Origin of the sequence: Streptomyces sp. NPDC001985, from assembly GCF_040296845.1 — a bacterium.
Classification (GTDB): Bacteria; Actinomycetota; Actinomycetes; order Streptomycetales; family Streptomycetaceae; genus Streptomyces.
In genome coordinates, this window is the sequence record NZ_JBEOYB010000036.1 from 43515 (window position 1) to 63170 (window position 19656).

Genomic DNA, 19656 nt, shown 5'->3' on the forward strand with positions numbered 1-19656 from the left:
GTGTCGCGGTGGGGGCGTCCGGCGGTGCGCGGCCCGGGGGCCCGGGGCCTCCCGGGGCCCGGGCCGGGTGCGGCCGGTGCGGACCTCGGGTGCGGCCCGGGTGGGTGCGGGAGTGCGGTGCCGCTCTCGGGGCGCGGATGGCCGCGCCCGGTGCGGAGGGGTGCGCAGGGGGTACGGGGCCGACGGGGCCGGTCAGCCCGGCAGGCCCGGGATCAGGCCCTCGTCGCCGAGCATGGTCCGTACGTCCTCCAGCGTCGCGTCGGGCGCCGGGAGGATCAGCTCGGACGGTTCCAGGGCGTCGTCCGGGAGCGGCTCGCCGAGTGTGTGGACGGTGTCCAGGAGCGCGGTGAGGGTCCGGCGGAATCCCGGACCGTCCCCCCGCTCCATCTCGGCCAGCAGCTCGTCGTCGAGCCTGTTCAGTTCGGCGAGGTGGCGATCGGCCAGCCTCACCTGACCCTCCCCCATGATCCGTACGATCATGACGAGTCCCTACTGCTTGTCCTGCTTGTCGAAACTGCCCGAGGGCCCGGGTGCCGGAGTGTCCGGCCGTCCGGGCGCCTGATGCCAGAGTGACGGACGCCGGCGATTACGGCTTGTCGAAATTGGGCCGGCTGCCCTGCTGCTGCCGGGAGGCGTCCTGCCCGGCGGCGCCGCCGCCCTCGATGGCCTGCTGCGAGGCGCTGCCGCCGCCGGCCAGCTCGGCCTTCATCCGCTGGAGCTCCAGCTCCACATCCGAACCGCCGGAGATGCGGTCCAGCTCGGCGGCGATGTCGTCCTTGGCCATCCCGGACGGGTCGTCGAGCGCGCCGGAGGCCAGCAGCTCGTCGATCGCGCCGGCCCTGGCCTGGAGCTGGGCGGTCTTGTCCTCGGCCCGCTGGATCGCCAGGCCCACATCGCCCATCTCCTCGGAGATGCCGGAGAAGGCCTCCCCGATCCGGGTCTGCGCCTGGGCGGCGGTGTAGGTGGCCTTGATCGTCTCCTTCTTGGTGCGGAAGGCGTCGACCTTGGCCTGAAGGCGCTGGGCCGCCAGGGTGAGCTTCTCCTCCTCGCCCTGGAGCGTCTGGTGCTGCACCTCCAGATCGCTGATCTGCTGCTGGAGCGCGGCCCGCCGGGAGAGCGCCTCCCGGGCCAGGTCCTCCCGGCCGAGGGCGAGCGCCTTGCGGCCCTGGTCCTCCAGCTTGGTGGACTGCCCCTGCAACTGGTTCACCTGGAGCTCCAGGCGCTTGCGGGAGGTCGCGACATCGGCGACTCCCCTGCGTACCTTCTGGAGCAGCTCCAGCTGCTTCTGGTACGAGTAATCGAGGGTCTCGCGCGGGTCCTCGGCCCGGTCAAGGGCCTTGTTCGCCTTCGCGCGGAAGATCATCCCCATACGCTTCATGACACCGCTCATGGGCTTCGCGCGCCCCCTTCTGACGGACTTCGCTCCAGCACTCCAACAGAACCCACAGTACGGGCCCTGCATCCATTACCGCACTGTTCGGACGCGGATGCGCTCATCCCCAAGGACGACTGCGGACAGCCGCCGATCCGGCGCAAGGAGTAGACGACTGTCAGGGAACCCTCAGGAAATGCCCGGCGGCGCCTGCTTCTCGCCCCTTCTGTCCCCCTTGCGTCTCCTTTGCGTCCCCCTTCTGTCGGTGTGGAGGACGCGTGGCGTTGCCGGATCGTTCCCCTCCGGCGTTGGGTCGCCGCGCCCCACCCCGTACCCTTGGGCTTTGTGTTCCGTAGCCGTGCCAAGACAGAGAAGGTCCCCGCCGAGAAGGTGACGGCCGACCTCTCCCAGCAGACCCGCGACCCCGAGGCCCCGAAGGGCCGCCCCACGCCCAAGCGGAGTGAGGCCCAGACCCAGCGCCGCCGTGCGGCCACCCAGCCCCTCGACCGCAAGGCGGCCATGCGCCGCCAGCGGGAGGCGCGCCGGGCGGACCTGGCCCGGCAGCGGGAGGCGCTCGCCAGTGGTGACGAGCGGTACCTCCCGGCGCGGGACAAGGGCCCGGTGCGGAGGTTCGCCCGGGACTTCGTCGACTCCCGCTTCTGCGTCGCCGAGTTCTTCCTGCCGCTCGCGGTGATCATCCTGATCATGAGCATGATCCAGGTGGGTCAGCTCCAGAACATCGCGCTGCTGGTGTGGCTCGGTGTGATCGTGATGATCGTCATCGACTCGATCGGTCTGGGCATCCGGCTGAAGAAGCAGCTCAACACGCGCTTCCCGGACGAGCCCAAGCGCGGCGCGGTCGCCTACGCCCTGATGCGCACCCTCCAGATGCGCCGGCTCCGGCTGCCGAAGCCGCAGGTCAAGCGCGGAGAGCGACCCTGAGTACGGAGGCCCCGACGGGCGTCGCCGACGCGGCGCCGGACGGGCCATCGGGCTTGAACCCGGCCGGCGGCGGGCCCTCGGGCGCCCCTGCGGCCGAAGCGGCGGAGATCACTCCTTCGGCGATCCGCCGGGAGCTGCTGACCCGCCAGCTCGACGAGCAGATCGTGGCCCGCTTCCCCGTGGGCCAGCGGCTGCGGGTGCTGGATGTCGGCATGGGCCGGGGCGGCCAGGCGCTGCGGCTGGCCCGCGCGGGCCATGAGGTCACCGGTCTGGAGTCCGATCCCGGGCTGCTCGGGCGGGCCCGGGAGACGCTGGCGACCGAGCCGGAGGGCATCCGTGAGCGGGTCCGGCTGATCGAGGGCGACTGCCGGGAGACCGGGGTCCACTTCACCCCCGGGAGCTTCGATGTGGTGCTCTGCCACCGGGTGCTGATGGACTCGCCGGAGCCGGACGCGCACGCGACGCTGGCCGGGCTCGCCCGCATGCTGGCGCCGCGCGGGCTCCTCTCCCTCCTCGTCCGCAACGCCGACGCGCTGGCGCTGGGCCCCGGACTGGCCGGCGACTGGGACGGAGCCCTGACCGCGCTGGACGCGGAGGGGGCCACCGACCGCCGGGGCGGTGCCGTGCGCGCCGACCGGCTGGCGGCGCTCACCGCGACCCTGGCCGGGATCGCGGCCCCGCTGCACGCCTGGTACGGCGTGCAGGTCTTCACCGGGCGGAGCTCCGGGACCACCGGAGCGGCCGAGACCACCGGCTCCGGCGCCGGCTCCGGGGACGCGCTGGGGCGGCAGCTCACGGCGGAGGACCGGGCCGGGCGGACCGATCCGTACCGGGGGATCGCGGCACTGCTGCATCTCTGCGGCGCGCGGGACGCGTAGAACTTTCCGCGCCCTCCGCTCAGGCGGCGAGGCGGTTTCCGCGTCCTCACCCCAGTGACGAACGCGGAAACCAAGGAAAAGAACGAGAACGAGAACCGGACAGAGAACGACAGACCCCCGGTGAGACTCTCCGCCGGGGAGACCTGGCGGGCCCTCTACGGGCACTTCCGCCCGCACCGGGGGCTGGTCGCTCTCGGTGCCTTCCTGACCCTGATCGGCGCCGTCACCGGACTGCTCCAGCCGCTGGCGGCCAAGGAGCTGGTCGACCGGCTCGGCGGCGATCAGCCGATCACCTCGATCCTGATCGCGCTCACCGCGCTGGTGGTGTGCGGCACGGTGATCGAGGCGTTCGGCGGGTTCATCCTCGGCCGCACCGCCGAGTCCGTGGTGCTGGCCGCCCGGCGCACCCTGATCGGACGGCTGCTGCGGCTGCGGCTGCCGGAGATGGAGCGGAGCCAGCCGGGCGATCTGATGTCCCGGGTCACCTCCGACACCACGCTGCTGCGGGCGGTGACCACCCAGTCGATCGTCTCGGCGGCCACCGGCGGGCTCACCGCCATCGCCACCGTCGTGCTGATGGGCATGATGGACTTGGTGCTGCTCGGGGTCACGCTCGGGGTGATCGTGCTGGTCGGCGGGGCCGTCGGAGTGGTGATGCCGAGGATCGCCAAGGCGGCGCAGCGGGCCCAGGAGGCCGTCGGCGAGATATCCACCGGCCTGGAGCGCGCCTTCGGGGCCTTCCGCACCCTCAAGGCGTCCGGCGCGGAGGAGCGCGAGGCCGCCGCGGTGACCGGGGCGGCCGAGGAGGCCTGGCGCCATGGCGTCCGGTCCGCCAAGTGGGAGTCCGTGGCGTGGTCGTCGGTGGGGCTCGCGGTGCAGGTGTCGTTCCTCGCGGTGCTCGGCATCGGCGGGGCGCGGGTGGCCTCCGGGGCGATCTCGGTCTCGACCCTGGTGGCGTTCCTGCTCTTCCTCTTCTATCTGATCGACCCGGTGTCGAAGCTGGTGGAGGCGGCGACCCAGTACCAGGAGGGCTCGGCGGCCATCGCGCGGATCGTGGAGGCGGAGCGTCTGGAGACCGAGGAGCTGGGCGGGGCGGGGCCGGTGGCGGCCGGGGCCGCGTCCGTCGTCTTCGAGAACGTGGCCTTCCGCTACCGGGACGATCTCCCCCCGGTCCATCACGGGGTCTCCTTCGAGGTGCCGGGGGCGGGGATGACCGCCTTCGTGGGGCCCTCGGGAGCGGGGAAGACCACCGTGTTCGGGCTGATCGAACGGTTCTACGAGGCGACCGGCGGGCGGGTCCTCGTCGACGGCAGGGATGTGCGCGACTGGCCGACCGCGCGGCTGCGCGCCGCCATCGGCTATGTCGAGCAGGACGCCCCGGTACTGGCGGGGACCCTGCGGGAGAATCTGGTCTTCGCGGCGCCGGAGGCCACGGACGAGCAGATTCAGGACGTTCTCGTCCGGGCGCGGCTCGACACCCTGGTCGCGCGGCTGCCCGAGGGGCTCGACACGGTGGTGGGCCACCGGGGCTCCAAGCTGTCCGGCGGGGAGCGCCAGCGGGTGGCGATAGCGCGGGCGCTGCTGCGGCGGCCGAGGCTGCTGCTGCTCGACGAGGCGACCTCGCAGCTCGACGCGGTCAATGAGCTGGCGCTGCGGGACGTGGTCACGGAGGTGGCCCGGGAGGTGACGGTGCTGGTGGTGGCGCACCGGCTGTCGACGGTGACGCTGGCGGACCGGATCGTGGTGATGGACGCGGGGCGGGTACGCGCGGTGGGGACCCACGCGGAGCTGGTGGCCGGAGATCCGCTGTACGGGGAGCTGGCGGCGACACAGTTCCTGGCGACGGTGCCGGAGTGAGCCCCGCCGCCGGGTGAGCGGGGGTCACCGGTTCGGCGGCGTACGACATGCCAGCACATCGGGGCGAAAGGGATACTCCGGGCATGGATATATCCCCTCGTCCGCACCCGCCGCGCCGCGCTGCCCGCCGCTTCCGGCGGCGGCTGGCGGCGCTGACCGCCTGGGTCTGCGCCGCGGCCCTCGTGGGGGGCTGCTCGGGCGTTCTCCAGGGCGGTGAGCGGCCGCCGGCGGCGGCGTGGCAGCCGGAGAACTCGACGCGCGCGGTGCCCCCCAAGATGGCGAACGACCTCCAGACCGACTACGAGACCGTGATCAGGGATGTGCTCCCGTCGGTCGTCCAGATCGAGGCCGGGAACAGCCTGGGGTCCGGCATCGTCTACGACAGCAAGGGCCATGTGATCACCAACGCCCATGTGGTGGGCGAGGGGCGGTCCTTCCTGGTCACGGTGGCGACCGGGGAGGAGCCGCTGACCGCGAAGCTGGTCTCGTCGTACCCGGAGCAGGATCTCGCGGTCATCAAGCTGGAACGGGTGCCCGCCGGGCTGAAGGCCGCCCGGTTCGGCGACTCGTCCGAGGTGGCGGTGGGGCAGATCGTCCTGGCGATGGGCTCGCCGCTCGGGCTCTCCAGCAGCGTGACCCAGGGCATCGTCTCCGGGATCGGCCGCACGGTGAGCGAGAGCGCCACGAACGGGGGGACGGGGGCGACCATCGGGAACATGGTGCAGACCTCGGCGGCGATCAACCCGGGGAACAGCGGGGGCGCGCTGGTGAACCTGGACAGCGAGGTGATCGGCATCCCGACACTGGCGGCGACCGATCCGGAGCTGGGGGAAGGGTCGGCGCCGGGGATCGGGTTCGCGATCCCGGTGTCGATGGTGACGACGGTCGCGGACCAGATCATCCAGAAGGGGAAGGTCACGGACTCGGGGAGAGCGGCGCTGGAGATCACGGCGCGGACGGTGCTGGACGACAACTACCAGCCGGCGGGGGCGGCGGTGGTGGAGGTGGTGAAGGGGGGTGCGGCGGACAAAGGGGGGTTGAGGGCGGGGGACATCATCAGGAAGGTGGGGTCGGTGGAGATCACGTCGATCACGTCGCTGGCGGAGGCGCTGGCGGGGGATGAGCCGGGGGAGAGGGTGGTGGTGGGGTTTACGCGTGGCGGGGCGTCGAAGACGGCGGAGGTCACCCTGGGCGAGGTCTGACCCCCGGGCCCCGCACCGGGCGAACCCGGCCGGCCCAACGCCTGAGCACGCCCCCGGGCCTCGGGCCCCGATCAAACCCGCCCGCCCCGGCGCGTGGCCCCCGCACCCTGCGGGCCACGGTCGGGGACCAGCCCCCGAACCCCCGCTCCTCAAACGCCGGAGAGGCTGAAACAACCAGCCCATCCGGCCCATGAGGACGAACCCCGGGCCACAGGCAACCCCAGCAAACCCAGCCCATCCGGCGCTTGAGGACGGACCCCGCACCACAGGCAACCCCAGCAAACCCAGCCCGTCCGGCGCTTGAGGACGGACCCCGCACCACGGGCAACCCCAGCAAACCCAGCCCGTCCGGCGCTTGAGGACGGACCCCGCACCACAGGACCCCGTCACGCTACGACCCACCGTCGGAGACCAGCCCCCGAACCCCCGCTCCTCAAACGCCGGAGAGGCTGAAAGAACCAGCCCGTCCGGCGTTTGAGGACGGACCCCGGGCCACAGGCGACCCGCACGGGTGCGGGCCCCTCGGGACGGGGTCCGGGGCGCGGGGCCCCGTGCCGGGCGGGCGGGCGCCGGGGAGGGCTACTCCGGGGCGTCGAGGCTCATGGGGCCGTAGATCTTCGTGGTGTCCTCGGAGAGGGTCACCGCATCCGCACCGCCCTCCTTCAGAGCCCTCCAGTGCTCACCGATCCACGACTCCGCGTCCCCCTGCGTGGTGAACTCCTCCGGCTCCACCGCCGGCCGGACCTCCGTCCCGTCGGACTTCTCGAACCGCCACGTCCATGCCATGTCCGCCTCCAGGGCCCTGAAGTGATCTCTGTCCTGCCCGCAGCGTAGCCGGGCGCGCACGGCTCGCGCCGACGCGGGAGGATCAGGGGGTGGAACTGACTCTGCTCGGCACCGGCGCCCCCGCCGGCCTCCCCCGGCCCGACTGCCCCTGTGCCGTCTGTGCCGCCGCCCGCGGTCCCCGTGCGCGGGCCGCCACCGCGCTGCTGGTGGACGGGGCGCTGCTGCTCGACCTCACCCCGGGGGCCGCGCTCGCCGCCGCGCGGGCCGGCCACTCGCTCGTGGGGGTGCGGCAGGTGCTGTTGACGCACCCCCACGACGGCCCCGCCGTCGATGTCCCGGCGGGGCTCCCCGCGCCGGGCCGGGTGCCCGACGGGCGGGTGCTGACCCTGATCAGCGGCCACCGGGTGCGGGCCGTGGCCATGGACCACCCGGGCACGGGGTACGAGGTGACCTCCCCCGAGGGCGACCGGCTGCTGTACCTCCCGCCGGGGGGCGCCCCGGCCGGTCTCGCCGAGGGCCTCGCGGCGTACGAGATGGTGGTCGCCGATGTGACCGGCCGCCCGGACGCCATCGCCCGGCTGCGCGCCGCCGGCGCCATCGGCGCGACCACCGATGTCATCGCGGTCCATCTGGACCACGACGTCCCGGGCGGCCCGGAGCTGGAGCGCAGGCTCTCCGCGGCCGGGGCGCGGGCCGTGCCGGACGGGACGACGCTGATCGTCGGCGAGTACCACGCCGTACCGGACGTCCCGCGCCGCACCCTGGTCACCGGCGGCGCGCGCTCGGGGAAGTCGGTGGAGGCCGAGCGCCGTCTGGAGACCTTCCCCGATGTGCTGTACGTGGCCACGGGCGGCCGGCGCGCGGGGGACGCGGAGTGGGCGGACCGGGTGCGGCTGCACCGGGAGCGCCGGCCCGCCTCCTGGCGTACCGACGAGAGCTGCGACCTGGCGCCGCTGCTCGGCGACGACGGCCCGCCGCTCCTGATCGACTGTCTCTCGCTCTGGCTGACCGACGCGATGGACCGGGCGGGCGCCTGGGAGGACGCGACCTGGTACGAGGGGGGCGAGCGGGCGCTGCGGGAGCGGGTGGCCGAGCTGGTCGGCGCGGTGCGGCGGACCCCTCGTACCGTCGTCGCGGTGACCAACGAGGTGGGGTCGGGCGTGGTCCCGGCGACCGCGTCGGGACGGCGTTTCCGCGATGAGCTGGGCCGGCTCAACGCGGCCTTCGCGGCGGAGTGCGAGCAGGTGGTGCTGGTGGTCGCCGGGCAGGCGCTGGTGCTCCGGAACTGAGCCGGCGCGCACCCGGTACTGTTCGGCGAATGAGCAGGCTGAATCTCGATGACTTCTCCGATCTGATCGAGCGCCCCGACAGCGGTGTCCGGCGTGACGCCGAGGAACGCAGGGAGCGGCTGATCGTCCCGCCCGGTGCTCTCGGCCGCCTCGACGAACTGGGCGAGTGGCTGTCGGCCGCGCGCGCGGCGGTGCCGGTGAAGCCCATCGAGCAGCCCCGTGTGGTGCTGTTCGCCGGGGACCACGGGGTGGCGTCGCTGGATGTCTCCGGCCGCCCGGCCGGTTCGGCGCATCTGCTGGTGCGGGCCGTGCTGGAGGGCGCGAGCCCGGTCGCGGTGCTGGCCCGCCGGTTCCGGGTGCCGCTGCGGGTGGTGGACGCCGGTCTGGCGTCCGACCCCGGGGAGCTGCCCGGGGAGATCACGCGCCACCGGGTGCGGCACGGCAGCGGCCGGATCGATGTCGAGGACGCGCTGACGGCGGACGAGGCCGAGCGGGCGGTCCGGCTCGGGATGGCCATCGCCGACGAGGAGGCCGACTCGGGCACGGATCTGGTGGTCCTGGGCGATCTGAGCGTCGGCGGGACCACCTCCGCCGCGGTGCTGATCGCGGCGCTCTGCGGGACGGACGCCTCGGTGGTCACCGGGCGCGGCGGCGCGGGCATCGACGATCTGGCGTGGATGCGCAAGTGCGCGGCGGTCAGGGACGCGCTGCGGCGGGCCCGGCCGGTCCTGGGCGACCAGCTGGAGCTGCTGGCGGCGGTGGGCGGCGCGGATCTGGCCGCCATGACCGGGTTCCTGCTCCAGAGCGCGGTGCGCCGGATGCCGGTGATCCTGGACGGGGTGGTCTCGGCGGCGTGCGCGCTGGTCGCGCAGCGGGCGGCGTTCCGGGCGCCGGACTGGTGGCTGGCGGGTCAGGTGAGCGGGGAGCCGGCCCAGGCGAAGGCGCTGGACCGGATGGCGCTCAACCCGCTGCTCGACCACGGCGTCACTGTGGGGGAAGGAACCGGGGCATTGCTCGCACTCCCCCTCGTCCAGGCCGCGGCGGCGCTCGCCGCCGAGCTGCCGGAGCGTCCGGCTCCGGCGGCGGGGACCGCCCGGGAGGAGACTCCGGGGGCCACCCCGGTGGTCCCGGAGCGGGCGGGGAGCGACACGGACTGACGGACGCGCGGGTACGGTCCCGGCACCGGGTGGTGGCCGTACCCTCGCCTCCCCTGGCGAGCGATGCCCTGTTTCGCGGCACGCGCGGCATTCCTCGCGTTCAACGCTCTTCATGGGAGAGGTCCGCTTGTCCAGCAGTGCCGACAGCGCCGGCGGTACCGGCAGTACCGGCGGCTCCGGTTCCGCCCCGGGCGGGGGCACGGCCTCCCGGCGCGGGGCGGCCTTCGCCGTCTGGTATCTGCGGGCGGTCGCGTTCCTCAACATCCTCAGCGCCGTCTGGGTCTCGTTCGGGCAGGATGTCCGCCGCCACAACGAGGACGCCCTCTTCACCCCGTATCTGCTGACCGCGGGGTTCGCGTCCGGGGTCTTCACCCTCTTCCTGGCGATCACCATGCGCCGCCGCAAGCGGGCCGCCTGGATTCTCAATCTGGTCCTCGGCGGGCTGGTCCTGGCGGTCTTCGTCCTCGCCGTGGCCGTCGAGCCGCAGTTCCGGGCGCGCCCTCAGAACTGGGTCTCGCTCGCCCTCACCGCCGCCTTCGTACTGGCGCTGCTGCTGGGCCGGCGGGAGTTCTACGCGGTGGGGGACCGCTCCAACCCCCTCCTCGCCGCCACCGTCGCCGTCCTCGGGCTGCTGGCCACCTCGCTCCTCGCGGCCCTGCTGGTGACCGCCACCAACACCGCCACCAGCGGCTCCACCTTCCTGGAGCGCTGGCGGTACGGGGTGATGCGGCTGGTCTCGCTCGCCGCCGACGACCGGCACTTCCCGGGCATCGCCACCCCCGGCTGGGTCGATGTCGTCATCAACGCCGCCTCCACCGTGCTGGTGCTGGCGCTGCTGTACGCGGCCTTCCGCTCGCGCCGGGCCGTCGACCCGCTCACCGAGGAGGACGAGGAGCGGCTGCGCGCCCTGCTCGACCGGCACGGCGAGCGCGACTCGCTGGGCTACTTCGCGCTGCGCCGGGAGAAGAGCGTGGTGTGGTCCCCCACCGGCAAGGCCGCGGTCGTCTTCCGGGTCGTGGGCGGAGTGAGCCTGGCATCGGGCGATCCGATCGGCGACCCGGAGGCGTGGCCCGGCGCGATCGAGCCCTGGCTCGGCGAGGCGCGCCGGCACGGCTGGATTCCCGCCGTGATGGGCGCGGGCGAGGAGGCGGGGACGGTCTACGCCCGGCACGGTCTCGACGCGCTGGAACTGGGCGACGAGGCGATCGTGGAGACCGTCGACTTCACCCTGGAGGGGCGGGCCATGCGCACCGTCCGGCAGGCGTACAACCGGGTCCGGCGCGCCGGGTACGAGGTGCGCGTCCGGCGCCACGAGGAGATCCCGGCCGAGGAGATGGAGGTGCTGCTGCGGCGCGCCGACGACTGGCGCGACGGGGCCACCGAGCGCGGCTTCTCCATGGCGCTGGGGCGGCTCGGCGACCCCGGCGACGGCCGCTGCGTGATGCTGGAGTGCACCGACGCCGAGGGCGGGTTGCGGGCGGTGCTGAGCTTTGTGCCCTGGGGCCCGGAGGGCCTCTCGCTCGATCTGATGCGGCGCGACCGGGACTCCGGGAACGGTCTGATGGAGTTCATGGTGATCGAGCTGCTCCAGCGGGCGAAGGCGCTCGGGATCACCCAGGTGTCGCTGAACTTCGCGATGTTCCGCTCGGTCTTCGAGCGCGGCTCACGGCTGGGCGCGGGGCCGGTGCTGCGGCTCTGGCGCTCGCTGCTGACCTTCTTCTCCCGCTGGTGGCAGATCGAGTCGCTGTACCGGGCCAACGCCAAGTACCGGCCGATCTGGGAGCCCCGGTTCCTGCTCTTCGAGAAGAGCGCCGATCTGCTGCGCATCGGGATCGCGGCGGGGCGCGCGGAGGGCTTCCTGGAGGCCCCGGGGCTGCCGAAGTGGCTGCACCGCAGACATCTGGAGGGCCGCCGGGAACCCTAGGGCTCCTTCCGCGCGGAACCGGGACCGGGACCGGGACCGGAAGGCGGGCCGGGCGGCGGGCCGGGCGGGGGAAGTGGCGGCGGGCCGGGGGTGCCGCCGATCAGGTCCTGGAATCTGCGGCGCGGGCCGTCCCAGCGGCGGTCGTGGCGGTAGGAGCGCAGGGCCGCCCGGGCGCGGGCCCTCGGGCGGTCGCGGTAGCAGCGCCGGGCCCAGGGCGAGGCGGGGCGGGCCAGCCGCAGCGCGCCGAGGACGGCGACGAAGGGGACGAGGGTGCCGATGAGCGCCAGCCGGGGCTTCCCCTTGAGCAGGGTGATCAGCACGAGGAGGAAGTTCAGCACCAGGGTGCCGACGAAGGTGACCCGGTCCTGGCGCTCCCCCGGGCTGAGGGAGTCCACGTCGAGCGGCGAGAACCCGCTGATCACCAGCAGGGCGAGCGCGGTGGCGAGGACGACGACCTCCACGCTCTGCCGCCCCTGCTCGGTCCAGTAGACGTCGTCGACATGGACGATCAGGGCGAACTCGTCGAGCACCAGCCCCGCCCCGACCCCGAAGACGACCGCGCAGACGGCGGCGGTCACCCCGTACCGTCCGCTGCCGACCGCGCCGAAGCCGCCGACCACCATGAGCACCACACCGGGCACCACATGGTGGATATGGGTCCCGCCGGAGCTGCTGAGGTCGCGGAACGGCCCTCGGCCGGCCCGGATCAGCCGGGTGATGGTGCGGGTGATCAGAAAGGTGAGCACGAAGGAGCCGAGCGCGAGCAGCATGGGCAGCTTCCCCGGCTCGATGATGTTGTCGTGGAACCAGCGGCCCATATGCGGTGCTCCCCTTGGATTGCTCCCCTTCGAGCGGTATGCGCAATTTACCGCTTGTGGGAGAGGAGGAGCGGGCTACGCTTCGGCGGGTGACCGGTATACGTTTCGCCTTCGGCACCCTCACCGCCCTGCCCGTCCGGGTCACCCGCTGGGACCGGGACGCGGCCCGCGCCGGGATGCTCTGCGCCCCGCTGGCGGGGCTGGTGGTGGGTCTGTTCGCGGCGGGCGCGGGCGGGCTGCTCACCCTGCTCGGGGCCGGTCCCGCCCTCGCGGCCGCGGCGACCGTCGCCGTCCCCGCCGCGCTGACCCGGGGGCTGCATCTGGACGGTCTCGCCGACACCGCCGACGGACTGGGCAGCGCCAGACCCGCCGAGGACGCCCTGCGGATCATGAAGCAGTCGGACATCGGCCCCTTCGGGGTGATCACCCTGCTGTTCGTCCTGCTCGCGCAGGTCGCGGCCGTCGCCGAACTGTACGGCGAGAGCTGGGCGCACGGCGCGGTGGCGGCCGTGGTCTCCGGCGTCACCGCCCGGCTCGCCCTCACCCTCGCCTCCCGCGCCGGGGTCCCCGCGGCCCGGCCGCAGGGCCTGGGCGCCGCGGTCGCGGGGACCGTTCCCGTACCGCTCGCGCTGGCGGCGGCGGCCGCGGTCACCGCCGGCTGCGCGGGCGCGGGCGCCCTCCTCGGCGGCTGGGGCGCCGCCCACCAGGCCCTCGCGGTCCTGGCCGGACTCCTCGCCGCACAGGCCCTGTTGGGGCACTGCGTCCGCCGCTTCGGCGGGGTCACCGGCGATGTCTTCGGCGGCGTCGCGGAGACGGCGGCGACCGTCACTCTGATCGCGCTGGTCCTCGGGTGACCGGCCGGGCACCCGCGCACCGGCGCGCGCTCCTGAACCCCCGTACAGCCGAAGTGCCGCGCACCGGCACCACCGCCGCCGTGAGCAGCGAAGGTGACCGCGCGTACGCTTTTGCCGGGCGGGGTGTCGACCTATCCCCTCAACGGCCCCCAAAGGCCTTGGAACTCAACGGAAGCGAGATTTCACCACCGTGACTGCTCTCACTCTCAGCACTGCCGGCGCTGCGACGCTGCGCGCCGACGCCCTTGTCGTCGGGGTCGCGAAGGGCGCCAAGGGCCCGGTGGTCACGCCGGGCGCGGAGGCCGTGGACAAGGCGTTCGGCGGAAAGCTCGCCGCCGTACTCGAAACCCTCGGGGCCACCGGCTCCGAGGGCGAGGTGACCAAGCTTCCCTCGCCGGCCGGCATCAAGTCGCCGGTGGTCCTGGCCGTCGGCCTCGGGACCGTACCGGGCAAGGACGAGACCTACGGCGCCGAGACCCTGCGCCGCGCCGCGGGCACCGCGGCCCGGGTGCTCAACGGTTCCAAGAAGGCCGCCTTCGCGCTGCCGATCGAGGCCGCGGAGGACGCCCAGGCCATCGCCGAGGGCGCCCTTCTGGGGGCGTACTCCTTCACCGCCTACCAGGGCGGCGACAAGAAGAGCGCGAAGAGCGGCGGGCCCAAGCTGCCGCTCGCCGAGGTCGCCCTGCTGGGCGCCAAGCCGCGCGACAAGGCGTACAAGGCCGCCGCCGAGCGCGCCATCGCGGTCTCCGAGGAGCTGAACCGCGCCCGCGACCTGATCAACATGCCGCCGAACGACCTCACCCCCGAGACGTTCACCGCGCTGGCCGCGGGCGCGGCCAAGGAGCACGGCGTCAAGGTGCAGATCCTCGACGAGAAGGCGCTCGTCAAGGGCGGCTTCGGCGGCATCGTCGGCGTCGGCCAGGGCTCGCAGAACCCGCCGCGCCTGGTGAAGCTCAGCTACACCGCCGGCAAGGACGCCAAGACGCTCGCCCTGGTGGGCAAGGGCATCACCTACGACTCGGGCGGCATCTCGCTCAAGCCGGCCGGCCACAACGAGACCATGAAGTGCGACATGAGCGGTGCGGCGGCCGTCTTCGCCGCCGTCATCGCCTCCGCGCGGCTGGGGCTCGCGGTCAATGTCACCGGCTGGCTGGCGCTCGCCGAGAACATGCCCTCCGGTTCGGCCACCCGCCCCGGCGATGTGCTGCGGATGTACAGCGGCAAGACGGTCGAGGTCCTCAACACCGACGCCGAGGGCCGGCTCGTGCTCGCGGACGCGCTGTGGAAGGCGTCCGAGGAGAAGCCGGACGCGATCGTGGACGTCGCCACCCTCACCGGCGCGATGATGCTGGCGCTGGGCAACCGCACCTTCGGTGTCATGTCCAACGACGACGCCTTCCGCACGGCCGTCCACGAGACGGCCGAGGAGGTCGGCGAGCAGTCCTGGCCGATGCCGCTCCCGCCCGAGCTGCGCAAGGGCATGGACTCCCCCACCGCCGACCTGGCGAACATGGGCGAGCGGATGGGCGGCGGCCTGGTGGCGGGCCTCTTCCTCCAGGAGTTCGTGGGTGAGGGCATCACCTGGGCCCACCTGGACATCGCGGGACCGGCGTACCACGAGAGCGCGCCGTACGGCTACACGCCCAAGGGCGGCACCGGCTCCTCGGTCCGCACCCTGGTGCGGCTGGCGGAGCGGATCGCGGACGGCGAGCTGGGCTGAGCCCCGCCCTCCGCGTCGCGGCCCGTCGGCCACGGCCCGGCGGCACGACGGCTCGGCAGTGCGGCCCCGGTCCCGCGGACCGGGGCCGCACCCGTGCCCGGGAGCGGGAGTACGGGGGCGTGCTCCCGGCTCCTGCCCGGGACCCGGGCTCGTACCCCTGGCCCGGAGCCCGTGCTCGTACCCCTGGCCCGGAGCCCGTGCTCGTACCCTGGTCCGGGGCCCTCGCCCGGGCGCGCCGCCGGGTCCGTTCGCTGTCGACGAAACGGGTCCGGCGGCGGAATCGGGCGGCGCTCCGGGACGTTTCCCGGGCACGGAGCCCCGGGGGTGACGGATCAGACGCCCGCGGAGACCGGCCCCGCGTCCCGTCTTTCCGCAACAAGTGCGAAGATGGGTCCTCGGCAGGACAGGGCCCCACCAGAGGGCCGACGAGACATCGGCCGCACACCAGCCGAACGGCCGGTTCCCCCCGGGTGAGGGGAGCCCGGCGCCCGGCGCACATGCATGGAGGACGTGACGTGGCGAACGACGCCAGCACCGTTTTCGACCTAGTGATCCTCGGCGGCGGTAGCGGCGGTTACGCTGCGGCGCTGCGCGGAGCCCAGCTGGGCCTGGACGTCGCCCTGATCGAGAAGGACAAGGTCGGCGGTACCTGCCTGCACTACGGCTGCATCCCCACCAAGGCTCTGCTGCACGCCGGCGAGATCGCCGACCAGGCTCGCGAGTCGGAGCAGTTCGGTGTCCGGGCGACCTTCGAGGGCATCGATGTCGCAGCCGTGCACAAGTACAAGGACGATGTGATCGCGGGGCTGTACAAGGGCCTCCAGGGCCTGATCGCCTCCCGCAAGATCACCGTGATCGAGGGCGAGGGCCGGCTGTCCTCCCCCACCTCCGTCGATGTCAACGGCCAGCGGGTCCAGGGCCGTCACCTTCTGCTCGCCACCGGCTCCGTACCGAAGTCGCTGCCGGGCCTGGAGATCGACGGCAACCGCGTCATCTCCTCCGACCACGCGCTGCGCCTCGACCGCGTACCGAAGTCCGCGATCGTGCTGGGCGGCGGCGTGATCGGTGTCGAGTTCGCCTCCGCGTGGAAGTCCTTCGGTGCCGAGGTCACCGTGATCGAGGGGCTGAAGCACCTGGTCCCGGTGGAGGACGAGAACAGCTCCAAGCTTCTTGAGCGCGCCTTCCGCAAGCGCGGCATCAAGTTCAACCTGGGCACCTTCTTCGAGAAGGCCGAGTACACCCAGGACGGCGTCCGCGTCACCCTCGCCGACGGCAAGACCTTCGAGGCAGAGGTGCTGCTGGTCGCCGTGGGCCGCGGCCCGGTCTCCGCCGGTCTCGGCTACGAGGAGCAGGGCGTCGCGATGGACCGCGGCTATGTCCTGGTCGACGAGTACATGCGGACCAATGTCCCCACGATCTCCGCCGTCGGCGACCTGGTGCCCACGCTCCAGCTCGCGCACGTCGGCTTCGCGGAGGGCATCCTGGTGGCAGAGCGCCTCGCGGGTCTGAACACCGTCCCGGTCGACTACGACGGTGTCCCCCGGGTGACCTACTGCCACCCGGAGGTCGCGTCCGTCGGCATCACCGAGGCGAAGGCCAAGGAGGTCTACGGTGCGGACAAGGTCGTCGTCCTGAAGTACAACCTCGGCGGCAACGGCAAGAGCAAGATCCTCAAGACCCAGGGCGAGATCAAGCTCGTCCAGGTCAAGGACGGTGCCGTGGTCGGCGTCCACATGGTCGGTGACCGGATGGGCGAGCAGATCGGCGAGGCGCAGCTCATTTACAACTGGGAGGCTCTGCCGGCCGAGGTCGCGCAGCTCATCCACGCGCACCCGACCCAGAACGAGGCACTCGGCGAGGCCCACCTGGCCCTCGCGGGCAAGCCTCTGCACGCCCATGACTGAGCCCCTCGGGCGCCCCGACCACTTCCGCACTTCTCCTCTGCTCGCGCTTCGCTTGAGCGGGGACCCCATCGTTAGGAGCAACTGAAACCATGTCGGTTTCCGTAACCCTTCCGGCGCTCGGTGAGAGCGTCACGGAGGGCACTGTCACCCGCTGGCTGAAGGCCGAGGGCGAGCGCGTCGAGGCCGACGAGCCGCTGCTGGAGGTCTCCACCGACAAGGTCGACACCGAGATCCCCGCCCCGGCCTCCGGCGTGCTGGCCTCCATCAAGGTCGCCGAGGACGAGACGGTCGAGGTCGGTGCCGAGCTGGCCATCATCGACGACGGCTCGGGCGCGTCCGAGGCGTCCTCGGCCCCCGCCGCCGAGGAGGCACAGGCCCCCGCGGCCCCCGCCCCGGCGGAGGAGCCCGCTCCGGCCGCTCCCGCCGCCGAGGAGGCCGCTCCGGCCGCCGAGGCGCCCACCGAGCCGGCCCCGGTCCAGTCCGAGGCTCCCGCCGCTCCCGCCGGTGGCGCGAGCGGCACGGACGTGGTCCTCCCGGCGCTCGGCGAGAGCGTCACCGAGGGCACCGTCACCCGCTGGCTGAAGGAGGTCGGTGAGTCGGTCGAGGCCGACGAGCCGCTGCTGGAGGTCTCCACCGACAAGGTCGACACCGAGATCCCCGCCCCGGTCGCCGGTGTGCTGCTGGAGATCGTGGTCGGCGAGGACGAGACCGCCGAGGTCGGCGCGAAGCTGGCCGTGATCGGTGCTCCGGGCTCGGCTCCGGCCGCTCCCGCCGCCCCGGCCGAGCCCGCTCCGGCGCCGGCCGAGGAGGAGGCTCCCGCCCGGGCCGAGGCGCCCGCCCCGGCCGCCGCTCCCGAGGCTCCCGCCAAGGAGGAGGCTCCGGCCCCCGCTCCGGCCAAGGCCGAGGCTCCGGCTCCGGCTCCGGCTCCGGCTCCGACCCAGGTCGCGCAGGAGGCCCCGGCCGCCCCGGCCCCCGCGCAGGCGCCCGCTCCGGCTCCGGCGCCCGCCGCGCAGGCTCCGGCCGCCCCGGCCTCCGGCGGCGGTGACGCCTATGTCACCCCGCTGGTCCGCAAGCTCGCCGCCGAGAACAGCGTCGACCTGTCCTCGGTCAAGGGCACCGGCGTCGGTGGCCGCATCCGCAAGCAGGACGTCATCACCGCCGCGGAGGCCGCCAGGGCCGCCGCGCAGGCACCGGCCGCTCCGGCCGCTCCGGCCGCCGCCGCCCCGGCCGCCGCCGCGAAGGCGCCCTCCCTGGAGGTCTCCCCGCTGCGCGGCCAGACGGTGAAGATGACCCGGATGCGCAAGCTCATCGGCGACAACATGATGAAGGCGCTCCACGGCCAGGCCCAGCTGACCACGGTCGTCGAGGTCGACATCACCAAGCTGATGAGGCTGCGCGCCCAGGCCAAGGACGGCTTCGCCGCCCGTGAGGGCGTCAAGCTCTCCCCGATGCCGTTCTTCGTGAAGGCCGCGGCGCAGGCGCTGAAGGCGCACCCGATCGTCAACGCCCGGATCAACGAGGACGAGGGCACCATCACGTACTTCGACTCGGAGAACATCGGCATCGCCGTGGACTCCGAGAAGGGTCTGATGACGCCGGTCATCAAGGGCGCGGGCGATCTGAACCTCGCCGGCATCGCCAAGAAGACCGCCGAGCTGGCCGGGGCCGTGCGCTCCAACAAGATCCGCCCCGACGACCTCGCGGGCGCGACCTTCACGGTCAGCAACACCGGTTCGCGCGGTGCGCTGTTCGACACGGTCATCGTGCCGCCGAACCAGGCCGCCATCCTGGGCATCGGTGCCACGGTCAAGCGTCCGGCGGTCATCGAGACCGCCGAGGGCACCGTCATCGGCGTCCGTGACATGACGTACCTGTCGCTCTCCTACGACCACCGTCTGGTGGACGGCGCCGACGCCGCCCGCTACCTGACCACGGTCAAGGCGATCCTCGAAGCAGGCGAGTTCGAGGTGGAGCTGGGCCTCTAGGCCCGCAGCACATGATGTGAGCGGACGCCCCGCCCGGGAAACCCCGGGCGGGGCGTCTCGCGTTCGCCCGGCCCGCCCCCCGGAAGGGGATAATCGGTGGGCTGTACCCGCCCTGAAGGAGCCCCCACATGACCCCGCCCGTCGTCCAATCGCTGCGGGAGCAGATCCGCGCCCACATCGTGGAGGGGATCGTCAGCGGGCGCTGGAAGCCGGGGGAGAGAATCGTGGAGCGGGGCATCGCCACCGAGCTCCAGGTCTCCCAGACCCCCGTCCGTGAGGCGCTGCGGGAGCTGGAGAGCCTGCGGCTGATCGAGTCCGCGCCGAACAAGGGCGTACGGGTGCGGAACCTGACCGCGGCGGACCTGGAGGAGAGCTACCCCGTACGGGCGGGGCTGGAGCAGATCGCCGCCGAGCTGGCGGCCGGCCGGCTGGCCGATGACTGCTCGGCCCTGGAGCCGCATGTGACGGCGCTGTACGCGGCGGACCGCGCGGGCGACTCGGCCGGCCAGGTGCGCCACACCGTCGGCTTCCACCGCGAGCTGGTGCGCGCGGCGGACAACGCGGTGCTGCTGCACACCTGGGAGGGGCTGGGCATCGAGGTCTTCACCGCGCTGTCGATCCGCTGGCTGGGGACGGTGCAGCAGTCGTACGCGGAGGAGCACCAGGCGCTCGTCGAGGCGTTCCAGCGCCGTGACCCGGCCATCGGCCCCCTGGTCAAGGCCCATGTCCTGGGCTGCGCCCCCCGCCCCTGACCACCCCGCCCCCGGCGACCGCCCGCCCGGCCCGCCCTCTGACCGTTCGTACGGCCCCGCCCCGTACGGTCCTCACCGCCCCTGCCGAGGTCACTCGAAGCCCCCCGGGCGCGGCCCGGGACCCCTCGCCCGGCCGCCCGCGAGGCCGCCCCCGCCCGCTCGCACACCCGCTCACACGCCCACTGACCAGCGCATCCGAGCGGCACCGGGTGCCCC

The 19656-nt window shown here is 73.4% G+C and carries 16 protein-coding genes; 12 read left to right on the forward strand and 4 right to left on the reverse strand.

Going from position 1 to position 19656, the window contains the following annotated elements:
• Nucleotides 1-192: 192 nt before the first annotated feature.
• Together pspAA and ABT122_RS18090 are read right to left on the reverse strand one after the other, a co-directional pair.
• Nucleotides 193-480, reverse strand: a complete 288-nt coding sequence (pspAA, locus tag ABT122_RS18085; protein ID WP_351552553.1) for a PspA-associated protein PspAA — start codon at nt 478-480, stop codon at nt 193-195.
• A gap of 106 nt (nt 481-586) precedes the next feature.
• Complete coding sequence (locus ABT122_RS18090; RefSeq protein WP_351552556.1) at nt 587-1390, reverse strand: PspA/IM30 family protein; 804 nt, start codon at nt 1388-1390, stop codon at nt 587-589.
• Nucleotides 1391-1717: 327 nt separating this feature from the next.
• On the opposite strand from ABT122_RS18090, the gene ABT122_RS18095 reads away from it, so the two are divergent.
• From ABT122_RS18095 to ABT122_RS18110, 4 genes are all read left to right on the forward strand, one after another.
• Nucleotides 1718-2314, forward strand: a complete 597-nt coding sequence (locus ABT122_RS18095; protein ID WP_351552558.1) for a DUF3043 domain-containing protein — start codon at nt 1718-1720, stop codon at nt 2312-2314.
• A gap of 122 nt (nt 2315-2436) precedes the next feature.
• Entirely contained in the window at nt 2437-3192 is a 756-nt protein-coding gene (locus ABT122_RS18100) for a class I SAM-dependent methyltransferase (RefSeq protein WP_351552634.1), read from the forward strand.
• A 120-nt stretch (nt 3193-3312) separates the two neighbouring features.
• A complete protein-coding gene (locus ABT122_RS18105) occupies nt 3313-5049 on the forward strand; it encodes an ABC transporter ATP-binding protein (protein WP_351552637.1) in 1737 nt (578 codons plus the stop codon).
• 83 nt (nt 5050-5132) lie between these two features.
• A complete protein-coding gene (locus tag ABT122_RS18110) occupies nt 5133-6251 on the forward strand; it encodes a S1C family serine protease (RefSeq protein ID WP_351552560.1) in 1119 nt (372 codons plus the stop codon).
• Between the two features lie 579 nt (nt 6252-6830).
• Here ABT122_RS18110 and ABT122_RS18115 read toward each other — a convergent pair.
• Nucleotides 6831-7037 (reverse strand): hypothetical protein, encoded by a 207-nt coding sequence (locus ABT122_RS18115; protein WP_351552563.1) that lies wholly within the window; start codon nt 7035-7037, stop codon nt 6831-6833.
• A gap of 89 nt (nt 7038-7126) precedes the next feature.
• On the opposite strand from ABT122_RS18115, the gene ABT122_RS18120 reads away from it, so the two are divergent.
• The 3 genes from ABT122_RS18120 (at nt 7127) to ABT122_RS18130 (ending at nt 11407) form a co-directional block, all read left to right on the forward strand.
• Nucleotides 7127-8326, forward strand: coding sequence for a bifunctional adenosylcobinamide kinase/adenosylcobinamide-phosphate guanylyltransferase (locus ABT122_RS18120; protein ID WP_351552566.1), 1200 nt, complete (start codon nt 7127-7129; stop codon nt 8324-8326).
• 29 nt (nt 8327-8355) lie between these two features.
• The gene (gene cobT, locus ABT122_RS18125) at nt 8356-9483 is read left to right on the forward strand and encodes a nicotinate-nucleotide--dimethylbenzimidazole phosphoribosyltransferase (protein WP_351552569.1); all 1128 of its coding nucleotides are present in this window, start codon (nt 8356-8358) and stop codon (nt 9481-9483) included.
• Between the two features lie 112 nt (nt 9484-9595).
• Complete coding sequence (locus ABT122_RS18130; protein ID WP_502976158.1) at nt 9596-11407, forward strand: phosphatidylglycerol lysyltransferase domain-containing protein; 1812 nt, start codon at nt 9596-9598, stop codon at nt 11405-11407.
• On the opposite strand, the gene ABT122_RS18135 is transcribed toward ABT122_RS18130, so the two are convergent.
• A complete protein-coding gene (locus ABT122_RS18135) occupies nt 11404-12225 on the reverse strand; it encodes a hypothetical protein (protein ID WP_351552572.1) in 822 nt (273 codons plus the stop codon). The genes ABT122_RS18130 and ABT122_RS18135 overlap by 4 nt on opposite strands.
• 38 nt (nt 12226-12263) lie before the next feature.
• Between ABT122_RS18135 and ABT122_RS18140 the strand changes: the two genes are divergently transcribed.
• The 5 genes from ABT122_RS18140 to ABT122_RS18160 all read left to right on the forward strand — a co-directional run bounded on the left by ABT122_RS18140 (nt 12264) and on the right by ABT122_RS18160 (nt 19440).
• Nucleotides 12264-13079: an adenosylcobinamide-GDP ribazoletransferase gene (locus ABT122_RS18140; RefSeq protein WP_351552575.1), complete on the forward strand. Its 816-nt coding sequence runs from the start codon at nt 12264-12266 to the stop codon at nt 13077-13079.
• Between the two features lie 190 nt (nt 13080-13269).
• The gene (locus tag ABT122_RS18145) at nt 13270-14799 is read left to right on the forward strand and encodes a leucyl aminopeptidase (protein WP_351552578.1); all 1530 of its coding nucleotides are present in this window, start codon (nt 13270-13272) and stop codon (nt 14797-14799) included.
• Between the two features lie 515 nt (nt 14800-15314).
• Complete coding sequence (gene lpdA / locus ABT122_RS18150) at nt 15315-16703, forward strand: dihydrolipoyl dehydrogenase (protein WP_351552581.1); 1389 nt, start codon at nt 15315-15317, stop codon at nt 16701-16703.
• A gap of 89 nt (nt 16704-16792) precedes the next feature.
• Nucleotides 16793-18688 (forward strand): 2-oxoglutarate dehydrogenase, E2 component, dihydrolipoamide succinyltransferase, encoded by a 1896-nt coding sequence (sucB, locus tag ABT122_RS18155; protein ID WP_351552584.1) that lies wholly within the window; start codon nt 16793-16795, stop codon nt 18686-18688.
• A gap of 128 nt (nt 18689-18816) precedes the next feature.
• Nucleotides 18817-19440, forward strand: a complete 624-nt coding sequence (locus ABT122_RS18160) for a GntR family transcriptional regulator (protein WP_351552587.1) — start codon at nt 18817-18819, stop codon at nt 19438-19440.
• Nucleotides 19441-19656 lie beyond the last annotated feature (216 nt).

Coding starts and splice junctions, on each gene's coding strand:
- ABT122_RS18135 (WP_351552572.1), bottom strand. CDS start 12,225: ATGGGCCGCTGGTTCCACGACAACATCATCGAGCCGGGGAAGCTGCCC.
- ABT122_RS18130 (WP_502976158.1), top strand. CDS start 9,596: ATGGGAGAGGTCCGCTTGTCCAGCAGTGCCGACAGCGCCGGCGGTACC.
- ABT122_RS18160 (WP_351552587.1), top strand. CDS start 18,817: ATGACCCCGCCCGTCGTCCAATCGCTGCGGGAGCAGATCCGCGCCCAC.
- ABT122_RS18110 (WP_351552560.1), top strand. CDS start 5,133: ATGGATATATCCCCTCGTCCGCACCCGCCGCGCCGCGCTGCCCGCCGC.
- ABT122_RS18140 (WP_351552575.1), top strand. CDS start 12,264: ATGCGCAATTTACCGCTTGTGGGAGAGGAGGAGCGGGCTACGCTTCGG.
- cobT (WP_351552569.1), top strand. CDS start 8,356: ATGAGCAGGCTGAATCTCGATGACTTCTCCGATCTGATCGAGCGCCCC.
- ABT122_RS18090 (WP_351552556.1), bottom strand. CDS start 1,390: ATGAGCGGTGTCATGAAGCGTATGGGGATGATCTTCCGCGCGAAGGCG.
- pspAA (WP_351552553.1), bottom strand. CDS start 480: ATGATCGTACGGATCATGGGGGAGGGTCAGGTGAGGCTGGCCGATCGC.
- sucB (WP_351552584.1), top strand. CDS start 16,793: ATGTCGGTTTCCGTAACCCTTCCGGCGCTCGGTGAGAGCGTCACGGAG.
- ABT122_RS18115 (WP_351552563.1), bottom strand. CDS start 7,037: ATGGCATGGACGTGGCGGTTCGAGAAGTCCGACGGGACGGAGGTCCGG.